Annotated in this window: 11 protein-coding genes; 4 read left to right on the forward strand and 7 right to left on the reverse strand. The window is 58.3% G+C overall.

Annotated features, from left to right (window positions below; translation table 11 throughout):
• Positions 1–131 precede the first annotated feature (131 nt).
• A complete protein-coding gene (locus AC1DOX_RS28160; protein ID WP_441624583.1) occupies positions 132–278 on the reverse strand; it encodes a hypothetical protein in 147 nt (48 codons plus the stop codon).
• 108 nt (positions 279–386) lie between these two features.
• Here AC1DOX_RS28160 and AC1DOX_RS28165 point away from each other — a divergent pair, with 108 nt between their 5' ends.
• The 4 genes from AC1DOX_RS28165 to AC1DOX_RS28180 all read left to right on the forward strand — a co-directional run bounded on the left by AC1DOX_RS28165 (position 387) and on the right by AC1DOX_RS28180 (position 4,048).
• Positions 387–824 carry a hypothetical protein gene (locus tag AC1DOX_RS28165; RefSeq protein ID WP_441624584.1) on the forward strand — a complete coding sequence of 146 codons (438 nt, stop codon included), beginning with the start codon at positions 387–389 and terminating at the stop codon, positions 822–824.
• Between the two features lie 140 nt (positions 825–964).
• The gene (locus AC1DOX_RS28170; protein ID WP_441624585.1) at positions 965–1,444 is read left to right on the forward strand and encodes a hypothetical protein; all 480 of its coding nucleotides are present in this window, start codon (positions 965–967) and stop codon (positions 1,442–1,444) included.
• A gap of 96 nt (positions 1,445–1,540) precedes the next feature.
• On the forward strand, positions 1,541–2,131 hold the full coding sequence (locus AC1DOX_RS28175) for a hypothetical protein (protein ID WP_441624586.1): 591 nt from the start codon (positions 1,541–1,543) through the stop codon (positions 2,129–2,131).
• Between the two features lie 639 nt (positions 2,132–2,770).
• Positions 2,771–4,048: a HEPN/Toprim-associated domain-containing protein gene (locus AC1DOX_RS28180; protein ID WP_477112643.1), complete on the forward strand. Its 1,278-nt coding sequence runs from the start codon at positions 2,771–2,773 to the stop codon at positions 4,046–4,048.
• Between the two features lie 103 nt (positions 4,049–4,151).
• On the opposite strand, the gene AC1DOX_RS28185 is transcribed toward AC1DOX_RS28180, so the two are convergent.
• From AC1DOX_RS28185 to AC1DOX_RS28210, 6 genes are all read right to left on the reverse strand, one after another.
• Complete coding sequence (locus tag AC1DOX_RS28185; protein WP_477101617.1) at positions 4,152–4,286, reverse strand: hypothetical protein; 135 nt, start codon at positions 4,284–4,286, stop codon at positions 4,152–4,154.
• An 871-nt stretch (positions 4,287–5,157) separates the two neighbouring features.
• The gene (locus AC1DOX_RS28190) at positions 5,158–7,191 is read right to left on the reverse strand and encodes a GAP1-N1 domain-containing protein (RefSeq protein WP_477101616.1); all 2,034 of its coding nucleotides are present in this window, start codon (positions 7,189–7,191) and stop codon (positions 5,158–5,160) included.
• A complete protein-coding gene (locus tag AC1DOX_RS28195) occupies positions 7,176–8,096 on the reverse strand; it encodes a TRAFAC clade GTPase domain-containing protein (protein ID WP_477101615.1) in 921 nt (306 codons plus the stop codon). Before AC1DOX_RS28195 ends, AC1DOX_RS28190 begins: the two co-directional genes overlap by 16 nt.
• A complete protein-coding gene (locus AC1DOX_RS28200; protein ID WP_477101614.1) occupies positions 8,089–9,108 on the reverse strand; it encodes a TRAFAC clade GTPase domain-containing protein in 1,020 nt (339 codons plus the stop codon). The genes AC1DOX_RS28195 and AC1DOX_RS28200 overlap by 8 nt, the downstream gene beginning before the upstream one ends.
• A 6-nt stretch (positions 9,109–9,114) precedes the next feature.
• Positions 9,115–10,191, reverse strand: coding sequence for a GTPase-associated system all-helical protein GASH (locus AC1DOX_RS28205; RefSeq protein ID WP_477101613.1), 1,077 nt, complete (start codon positions 10,189–10,191; stop codon positions 9,115–9,117).
• Between the two features lie 9 nt (positions 10,192–10,200).
• On the reverse strand, positions 10,201–11,070 hold the full coding sequence (locus tag AC1DOX_RS28210) for a hypothetical protein (protein WP_477114080.1): 870 nt from the start codon (positions 11,068–11,070) through the stop codon (positions 10,201–10,203).
• Between the last annotated feature and the right edge of the window lie 155 nt (positions 11,071–11,225).

Below are 11,225 nucleotides of genomic sequence, written 5' to 3' on the forward strand. Positions count from 1 at the left end.
TTGCCCGACCTGGCAGGAACCATGCCAGCAGGCCCAGCTTGCCGGTGACACATTTAGTTCGCAACCTGCAAACGCTTGCCCAGCAAGGGCTGGCGGCAAATGGACCGGAATCGCCCGGCGTGTTGACACATTTACGCGCGCTCGCAACCGACAGCCTCCGGCAGGCCGAGCGGGATGCGCTGGCCGGCCGGGCGGCCTTCCTCGAAGAGGAACTCAAGACCGCGCGCACCGCTGCCGATGCCTGTCGGCAGGCGTGCGGGCGGTAGGAGCCATGGCATACGCTGCCGCGTGGCGCGCCGGAGCACCGCCAGCGTGTCGCTTGCGGGCCGCGCATGGCAAAATTGCGCCGGTCACGTTACATTGGCGGAAAACCGAGGAGCCCTTTCATGATGAATGCCGAAGACGCGATGGGCCTGCAGGAGGATCTCGCACGTATCGGGCGCCAGCCCGCGCCACGGCAGGAGCCGTTGCCTGACCCGGACGAAAGCGGGAATGCGCTGGCCGTGGCGATCGTGGCGCTGCGGGCCCAGCAGCGGTCCGCGCAGGAGCGACACCGCAAGCAGCTGGACGATGTCATGTCGGAGCGCAATGAAGTCGTCGTTTCGGCGAAGGCAGCCCGCGATACCATTGACGTGCTCGCGCGCGAGCTAGCTCGCCGATCCGGGCTGTCCGGGGAAGAATGCCTGGGCTTCGCAAAGGAGACCCTTTCCCGCCGCTACGATGTCCTGCTGGATGAGGCAATCGAGAATCACCAGGTGCTGCGGGATATCCGGACGATTCCAGAGGAAATACAGAAGGTGCGCTGGTATAGCCCAGCCCGCTGAAGAACCGGGGCCCGTTTTTCGGTTTTTTTGCAGTCGACCAAGTCTGACGAGCGGCGCAGATAGATTCGCCATCGCGCAGGCAACCACACGAACGGTCGGCCGTCGTGTTCGCATTAAGTCAAATCCAACCCCGAAAGCCCATGATGCTGCGCAAACTCTTTGCCTGGTTTGTCGGAATCGCGATCTTCCTCGCACTTGCCCTCGCGCTGACATGGGCTGGGGACGCTCTGGGCGTGCCGAGCAGCATCGATCTTGATGGACCGACGACCATCACTCGCGGGAGCGATCGATACAGCTACGATGAGGAGACCGACTCTTCGCAGACTGTCTATGGCCTGGCGACCGGCACGCTATCCTTCATTGTTGCCCTGTGGGCGGGCCAGGCAGCCTACGCCCGCAGCTGGAGCGCTGGTTTCACGAAGAAAGGTTGGCTCACATTCTGGGCGTGGACCATGGCGCTGACCATCCTCACCGTCGTGTCCGTCCTCACGCAGCTTGCCTTTAAGAGTCTCCACGGCGGCGTCGCCGCGTATGCCCGTATGCTCATCGAGCTGGGCGCGACGGCTGGGGTAGGCTGGGCCTGCCACCAGTGGTGGAAAAGCCGGGCGAGTCAGCTATAGCGGGAGGGGGACCGGGCGATTTTGTCGCCCGAGTTGCAACGGAACTATTTTTCGGCTGCTGTGCAATAGAGATCTTCATTTTGACTCGCTAATGAGATGCCCCTTTCCCGACGCACCACCAACCGTCCAGGGCCAACCACTGGCCAGCACCTGTATTCCTGGAAGCAGCGCACAGAACCCTCAAAACCGACCGCGCCACAGGTTTCGGCCGAAACTTGGGAAAGGCGCGATACGTGGTCACGGCAGCGCTTCGAACAACTCGATGGCATCGTCAACGAGTCCGCCACCGATGGACTCAAATTCCTGGCCACCATCAACTTGGGTGGTTTGGCGGCCGTCCTCGCTTTTATGGGCAGCATGAAGCTAACGCACCTCTACCTGACGGGCGGAGGGATCGCGTTCATGAACGGCGTTTTTGGGGTCGGGACCTGCTACCTCTACCGATACACGTATATGGCGTGGTTACTCGATGGATGGAATCGGGACTACAAGGGAGTCATGTTGGGCCAGCGTGAATGGAGATGGGCCATTGTCCGCGACGAACAACGGTGCGCTCGATTCGATTGGGGGGCTGCAATCGCCGTGATGTCGCTACTGTTCTTTGTGACAGGAGCAACGCTTGCCTTCATGGGAGCATTCCAAATCGCACAGAAGGCGAATCCCGGCATCGTAAGCACGGCAAAGTAGAAGGGCGTTGCGCGTGTTCACCTCACCATTACGACGAGAAAGCAACAGATGATGAAGCGCATGCTTGCGACGCTGATTTGCAGCCTGGCAGCGACTTCGGCGAACGCTGTGCCCCCTTGGGTCGAGGCGTGTGAGGCACGAGCCAAAGCGGAAGTCGGCAATCTGAAGGGCTTCAAACTTATCGAATCCGGCGCCGTAGAGAGAGGGGAGGGCCGGTGCATGTAGCTGGCAAGGGTGTATGGCGCGACAAATCCGGTCCGAGGCGGGTTGGAGTTTATTGTCTTATGGATTATCAGCCAGCGACGCAGGAATGGGCAGCCACGGTCATTCAGACTGCAGATGGGTCGTCGTTGAAGTAGGCAGCCGCAGGCGGTCGCTTTGCGTAGCTGCTGCATCGGGACATCGCACGCGAATGGATGAGTTTCGGCTGCTTGCGTGAATAGCTTCCTAGCGGCCGTCGCGCACATAAATAGCTTCCTGTTTAACCGTTGCTCGGCATTACAGGCCAAAACGAAATGACTGGCGCAAGACGGCGAAAAAATTGGCACAGCTTACGCGGGGTGAGCGGCAATTCGCGGTTTTAACTCAAGCCATTTAGAACAAACTTAGCGCCTGGTTTGGTGCGCTATAGGGGGACATGTGGGTACGGAGATCTACCTCAGAGTCGGTGGAGTAAGTATTGATTGGGCTAAGAACAACGCGGGGAATGATCACGGCTACCTGTTTCAGGAGAGAGACCGAACGCGGCGGCATTCTGACCAGTTGAACTACGAGTACTGCGCTGAATATCCAGAAGAGGTCGATCTCGCTCTGTGTGAGGCGGCGCTAGTCCGTACATTGGCCCGGGTTCTCCCTCGTCTCGAACTGCTGGGCTGGAGTCTGGAAGCGGCGCGAGCTGAGTACGATGCCGTGGTGGCAGACCATATCGAAGTGGCTGAAGAGCTTGTGCGGGATCCATCGGCCGTGCTGACGTTCGACGAGTATTGCGCCCTCGTTGCCCGTTATCCGCTTGCCAGTCTTAGCGACACGCCCGTAGCTCTCGATGAGACACGGGACGCGATTGTAAAAACCCCGTTTCGTGCGGACGAGGCCGTAATGAACAGACTCCCCAACAGCGAGCACGACCCGTCATACTGGTCAGCGAAGAGCTATTTTGCCTCCAAGATCCACATGCTCAGCCCCTACTCGATGCTGCAAGTATTCGGGCAATGCGAGGCCAACAGGGACGCCGAGGTGGTCTGGCAATATGGCCCCTTAGTCGATGCGGGTTGGGCGTCGCTCTTAGAGTTCGCCGCCGGCGCGAGTCGCTCACAGACAATCCTGGTTGCGACTGAGGGAACTACGGACTCTCGCATATTGAAGCGCGCCTTCGCAACACTACGGCCAGACATAGCCGACTTCTTCCGGTTCGTTGACGTTGACGAACGACATCCTTTTTGGGGCACCGGTAACTTGGTGAAGTTTGCGGAAGGCCTTGTCCGAATAGATATGCAGAACAAGGTGCTATTCGTCCTGGACAATGATGCAGAAGGGATGGATGCCCTCAAGCGACTTAGGGAACTGAGCATGCCCGGCAACATGCGGGCCATGCTGCTACCTGATCACGAGCTATTCAACAGCTTCCCCGCGATCGGCCCGGAAGGGGTCAGGCCGTCCGACATCAATGGACGCGCTGCTGCGATCGAGTGCTATCTCGACCTGAGTTTGCCGAACTATGGACCTCCCGTCGTTCGTTGGAGCAACTATAAGAAGGACATTGATGCATGGCAGGGGGCGCTCGAACATAAGGAAAGCTACATGCGCCACTTCCTAGATCAAACTCCGGAAGCGCTTCACTGTGGCTCCTACGACGTAGCAAGGCTGGAGCTGGTGCTAGACGCGATCACCATTGAGGCGACGCAGCTACAACAGCTTTGATTCGGCGCGGGTGGATACCGTCGAGTGACGTATCTCGCTGAGAAGCGGAACCTCACGTCTGTCGCAGCGCGTAGCTGTCAGGAGTGCACTGACCATGAAGACGCTAACCACGTAGGTTGAGCAGTTGGACCGTACCGCAGAGGAAATGCACACTGGCGCGGATGTCGGAAGCAGGCTTGCGCTGGTTCTGGTCGACAACGTCGTCGACTTGATTCTCTGTGAGGGTGTCGATGTCCATCGTGCAATGGCTAGCGATCGTGTCGGGTATGCAGGGGTGTTGTCTAACGGATACAGAAAATTGAGGCCGCCCTATCGATAGCTCCATCCGCATTTTCGGAAGTCGGGACGGCGTGCACAGCGTCAAACGGAGGCCAGTATCGACTGACCGAAGCTGGCCCAAAGCCTGTCAGCGGTTGGCTCTAATCCAAGGACTGTTCCTGGCCGAATTCTGCCTGGCGGTCGGCCTGGCACAGGCCGGATCTAGACAGAACTGGCCGGTGGGCAGGCCTCTCCAACTTCGCCTGTGCGAGTGTGTCCCTGCCGACCCAGACGGAAGCGCAAACGGGTAGGGAAGCCAGTTGGCTGTTGAGACAAAACCGTATCGATAAGGTTGGTTATCGATATAGCAGCATGTTGTGGACCGAAACTGCCGCTGAAACACCTAAAGTCGTGGCATAGCTTCCAACTACAGTTGTCTGCTATCGGGGGAATCGGGCCGCGTAGCAGGGCCATTCGACAAGCGTCGGCGTGGCCACCGTGCCGCCTAAGCCCGCTCACCATGGGGCCGACTGCGTCCGGTCACCTGCCGGATCTCGGTTCAGCGAACGCATTAGGGCAACATGTTCGTCACGTCGGATCACCTGGAGTAAGACACAACTTCGGTGGGAAACTGGAAATAGAACACAATTTTCGGTGGGAAGAGCCTCATGGCCCTGGCAGAGCGGAAGGGCGGCAGATAAAGGGATCTGGGGAGGTTGGGTCGCTGCAGAGTGGATGAAAATAAGACACAACTTTAGTGGTGCGAGCGATCTCTGGAACACCTAAATTTGTGTCTTATCGGGGTAATGGTCCGCCTGAAAAGGGCTTTGGCGGGGTACCAAGCCTGCCGATCATGCCCTTTGATCGATCAGACGTGCGCGCGCGTGCCACCGGTCGTCGCTGCCGGCTCGAAGTGCCATGCGAACCCGATCAAGGTAGCGCCGCCCACGCCAACTGTCTGCAGCGATAGCGACGAGCTTCGACCATAGTTTGTCGTCATCGATAACCGTGCCGAATTCAAGCGGGGGTAGTTCATGATCGATGAAGCGAGTTACTACTGCAGAGCAAAGCCGTTCGCAGGGCGCTCGCTCACGCCAAGGTCCGGCCCATGGGAGTCGCCTCTCGGTCATCTTCCAGGCAAGATCCGATAGTCGACCGAGCGCAATGGCTTCGTGGAGACGCTGCGCCGAAAAGAAAAGTAGACGTCCAGGTGAGTTGGAACGCCACCCCATAGCCCGACAGAAGAGAAGGGACGCCAGTTCGTCCTCGCCGGCCAGATCTTCCGAAATTCTGCTGTAGTGCATCGCAGTGACCCAAGGATCCTGTCCGATGCTATTCGGTACCGCATCTGGATCGAGGATCTTTGCTAGCTTTATTAGCAGCGACCTATCCTGAAGCGTGCCGTCGGCCATGCAGGCCGCCAACTCGTCCGGCCTACTGGCGAGGGCGCAGAGCCAGGGCGAGAGCGATTCGGGTCCAGCATAGCCAGCAAGCGCTCGAACCATCGAATGAACACCAAACTGGTCTGCGGCTACTGAAGCGTAGTCGCCACGCCCAGCGGCGACCATCGCGGAAATGATAGTCACGGCGTGATCGTGGCTGACTTCGACGAATCGAAGTAGCTTCTCTACTTCGATAGACCGTAAATGCCACAACCCACGGTTCTCCAGAAGGTCGGGCCGCATTTCAAGTATGACTGGCATCGACTCCGGGACCGTATCGATTACTTCCAGCAGTTCATCCGCAGTTGCAATAGGCAACACGGCGTCAACCGCGAGCTGCAATGGATCACCGTCTTGCAGCGAGTTACCAAGCAAGTCGGGCCTCCACCGCAACAGAGCTCTGCCGACGAGGGCTGGATCGATACCCAGCAGATTGCGATCGGAACGAGCCTGATCGAGTGCGAACCGGGATAGACGTTCATCGCTCAGATTTGGGCGCGAAAGTACAAATTTCGCAGCTGACGCTAGCGCCATTTTTCCCTGTCCTGGCCCGAGGCGCTCGACTTCAGCGATGGCATCGGCAATGCTCTCTAGGCCTGCTTCTGGGCGAAGCGAAACGAACAATTTGGTGAGCGCTACCATTGCTGCGCGACCATTTGCAAGGTCAGCACCCACGTCGCGCAGGAAACGACGCAGTCCTGACTGCAACGGCTGCTCCAAATCACCTAGTATTGCATCTTGCCAGTCATTTTCCCCGATGCTCGCCGCGACGACGCCGTCAGGAATGCGCGTCCGACCAAAGCGCAAGCCGCCTATCAACTGTAGGTCAAACACGTCAGTGGAGGTCGATCGATCGTCCACGGCGAAAGAGCAAAAGCGGAAGGTGCGGCGCAACCGTGGCCACTGTTGCATCCAGACTGCCGCAATCAGTCCTTCGTCATCTTCTTCTCGTTCCGCAACTATGCGGCTTCTCGGCTTGCCGTAAAGCGCGCTGACCAACTGCCCGGCACGGACAAGGCTTGAGCCGGTGACAGGGGAAGGTGACCGCGAAATCGCGATCTCTATTGGAACCCCAAACGTCGAAGTTGTGCCGCCAGACGGGCGTACAAACTTTGAAAGGAGGTCGTCAGCAGTGGCAAGACTCGCGAGGTCGGCAAAGTCGATAAGCAGCGAATGAGTCCAGACGCACCCTGGTCGACTCATCTCAGGGGCGGCCCACGTCCGCGCAAGCACGTACATTCCGACATCTGGAAGCGGATACCCGGTCAGATAGCCTTCGCTCGGGATCCGAGTGCCGCTTCCGGAGGCATCGCTTAGCACGAGCATGGACCGTGCAACGGCCTGCGGAAGTTTCGACGAACCTTCGATCAGTCGATGCCCGTCGCTGTAGCCATGAAGGGTCTGATGAACTTTAATGCGGTAGCTCTTCAGTTCATCAACCATTGTAGGGGCTCGGTAAGATCGTTCGATTCCTTCTCGCCGAACACGAGCCGGATGCGGTTGGCGGCGATATCTACTTCGCGCAGGCGATCAGCGTCCTTTCCCTTTTTCGGCGTCTTCTTTGGGCCTGGCGCTGCTACCTGTACACCGTCCTCCGAGTTGTCGGCGTTTCCGTCGTATTCACCGCCCTGTGCACTGACACCGTAGACTCGGCTGCTCCACCCGTCGCGACTCGCTTCAAGGTATTGGGCGAGCAACGGCAGCTTCGCATCAAGGAAGGCATCTGGCGTTAGTCCCTCGCCTTGAGCCTTGTCCCACGCACTGATCATGATGACGATGCGGCGGTCGACACCACCAACCGGCGCACGGGAAATTTGCTGAAGTAGATCCACTAGCTGTACTTGGGTCGGCGCGAAGCTAGGTTCCCACTCCTTTGGCAAAGCATCCGCTTTTTGCGCCTTGGCAACACGTCGCTGAGCCGCGCGTTCCGTGATCCACGCAGGAGCCTTTACCTTGTTACCGTTCAGGAGGAGCATGATGTTTCCGACGGCAAGGCTTTCGCCCAACGAGCGGCCAAGCAAGCGTTCCTCCCACATGGCGAGAAACTCTTCTCCAGGCGCGTCGGGCATGGTGACATGGGCCACTTTGCCATCTTTGTCCTGAAGATTCATTTGCACCGCGCTGAGTCCGGTGAGGCGGGTACGCGCCTGCTCCTTAGCACTGCGCCAGACCTTTACGATCTTGCGTAGGTAACTATGATCGTTGTCCCCAATTGAGTGGAAGCGGAGTACCTTTGGCACCCGTCTTTCGTTCACGAGCTCCCACAGCGCGGCCAGAAACGTCGTCTTACCGGACTCTGGCAATCCGATAATGGAAATTGAGAACGCCTGCTTTTCGGGATCAGCCAAAGTCCGCCCCCTCCACCGTCAGTCCATCGAATACCCGGCCGCTGCCGAAGTGCAGGCGAATCCCTTGCGGTTCCGCATTCGGCTTCATCCAGAAGGCAAGGAGAGCAGATAAGCCCCGGCCGCGTTCTGCGGCCGCATCCTTAGGAGAAGCGCAGGTGACGAAAGACGCCATCTCCCCAAAACTGCTGTCGAAACTGTTCTTGATAGCGTCGACGATGGCGTGGAAATCCTGCATGACGCGGTCCTTTCGTGCTGATGCTTGGATGACGTCATCCTTGGTCAGCACAATCGCTAAGTTTGGCCTCCGCGCGAAAGCGCCGTTCTCTGCCATTCCTTGAAGGATCAACGGTATTGCTCCCATCGTGTCGGCCCGATCGACCGGGGAAACCAGCCGTCGTCCGTCAACGAGGACGGTGATCACGTCTGCACGCCGCAATTCGAACATCGCCGAGGCATTAGCCGCGAGATCGGCGACTTCCTCGTATTCCTCCCCGGAGCGGTCGGCGATGAGTAGGGAGCGCAATTCGCCATTATGGCGAACATCAACGTGGTAAAACCTGACCTCGCCGCGCTTGGTCCGTTCTGAATGCGCCTCTTCCCGATTGGAAACCACCCTGGCATCATGACAGATCAATTCGAGACCGTGCAAAGTGGACGACCCGGCAAACAGGGTCCCCGACACGGGGCCAGTTTGGAAAAGGTCATATAACCCGGCAATGATGCTGGTCTTGCCGGCATCGTAAGCGCCGATGACGCCTATCATTCTTGATGAGAGGGCGGCGAGGACACGGTTCGCGTCCTTCGTTTCAAGCGCCAACGCATTAGAAAGCCGAATGCCATCGAACGTATGATCTATGTCCTCTTCGTGCTCAGCTTCGTCTTCCTCTCGCTCTTCCGGTTCACGTCCGTAATAGGGACATTGGCCGAGGTGTTCGTATCCCTCAAGGCATTTTTTATCCCCAGCAGCCACCCGGCACTGACGGTTCGCACAGACTACTTCGGTATCGGCCATCGCAGATCAACTAAGCCAAAGGATTTCGCGGTAGAAGAGTTGCGCAAGCGTGGTCGGTGACAGAGTTGCGTCAGCGTCTATGCCCGTCGCCGCCGCCCAGCCAACTTGCCAGCCGCCATCGGCCCCCGTCTCTTCCCGCCGCGCCAACGCCGCATGGATCGGCGAACTCGCGGGTGAGGGCTTGCGGCCCTTTAGCACGGCTGCAGTCCATTCGTCCGACACGGCGTTGACCGCCTCAACAATCGTTACCTTGCCCGCCGTTTTGATCCCGGCCCGGCACAAAAGCGCAGGCACGACTGTTGGCCCCGGATGAATTTTTGTCAGTGATGCGAGATCTCTTGCGAAGACCATTGGTTTTTGCGCCTCAGGAATTTCATCAAACGCCTTGGTCGGCATCAATGACCGACCGCCAAAGACCCAAGACAGCATATCTAGTTCCTCATCAGCCATCCTGTTGGCACTGACGACCTTCGCAAGAGATTCGTTGAACTTCTCAGTTATTTCGACGAAAGCTTCATCGAGCTCTGTCTGAAACTGTTCGAACAAGGTCGTGAACGTCTGCGGCTGGTTCGGCTGTACGCCAGAATAATCCAACTCGAGCGTAAGTTCTGGTGCCTCAATCTTCACGTTATTCAAATCCGGCCGCTTGCGATGTGTGGCCGACAGCCGCGCCAGTGCGTTCTCGGCGGAGGCGACGAGATCAATGGGGAGGTCAGCCTTGCGCGCTCCTCCACAGGCGGTCGTTGTCACGGCCATTGCAGGGAAAGCGCGCGTCATTGAGAACTGCAGCAGGGCAGCGGCCGCCAGAACTTGATCCTGCCGGCCGCCGGGCTCGAATGAGGGATCGATATCCGAAAACGCCTTGTGGAATGCCTCGAGGGCCTGAACGAGGTCTGCCTGCTGGTGGCCGGTTGGAGGCGGCTTTGTCCCGAATGCGAGTCGGACGAGAACCTCGATTCTGGGAACTGAATAGGTGCCGACAAACGCCTCGACACCGGCCCAACGCTTGTCACGCTCGGCGCCATCGGCCGAGATTTCGGAGTACAGCTTAGGAAATTCTAGGTGCATTTGGTTCAGTTCCACTCATTTAGCCTATTCACGCTCGGCGACCATCTGGTCTAGCCGGTCGATAAGGTTGCGCTCGGCCGCCCGGATGAGGGCTATGCCGTAGCGCTGCGCTTCGGGCAGCTGGACCTCGTCCTGCGTAATCAGTCCAAGCTCGAGGGCAATCTCGCGTCGATCACTTCCGTCCAGATCCCAGAAGCGATCTACCAGATGTCTGGTTCTTCTGTCGCCCATAGATGCCTCCGCGTCAGTGACGACGGTTGCTGCCGCTTGCTCCAATACAACGGCATCCACCGATCCCGCTTCCACTACTGCCACTTTCGCTTCGACGTAACCACCAGGTTGCGCCTCCACAGGGAAAGGGATCGAATGGCGATGGACCTCGTCGCCACCGTCGTCGGTCCTGATTGGGTGAAAGGCCTCAGGGTTCGTCTGAAACTTGTAAAGATGACTTCTAACGTCGATGCGACGTCCCGCTCCGTCGCCGCAAACCTCGAGCTCAATGATGTTGTAGCCTGGTTCGAACTGCCGCTCCGAGCGTGATGGGTTCACAGCTCCGGCGCTCCAGCGAATATTTGTCTTTCCCTCAAAAATCCGCTGTCGGTGCTTGTGGCCGAAGACTTGGAACATTGCACGCGCATTGAGCATGTCTTCGACATCGTCACCGTCAATAAGCCAGTCCGGCGGATGATGGCAGATCGTCAGATTCACCACGTTTGGCGCCGGATCAAGCGTCGTCTGCAGGGGGCTGAGGTAGAGCGTCCCCTTCGGATCATCTTTACCGTTGCGCCCTGACAGAAGCGTTGAAGTTAGTCCATGGATTCTGATCTTCACACCGCGGCCCAGATCACGCTCTTGTTTCCAATAAAGTCGCCCCGGATAGACCTGGCAGTTCATCTTTCTTGAACCGCCCCGGGTACCGTGGAGGCTGGTTGGTTTAAGTTAATAGCGTTTCAGCGGCAGGCATTTGAAGCTGCTGATAGTAGTTTGCCTCAGCTTCGGCGGGCGGGATATAGCCAAGGGGTTCCATCAGCCGGTGGTGATTGAACCAG

Source organism: Cupriavidus sp. 01L415 (assembly GCF_056400065.1).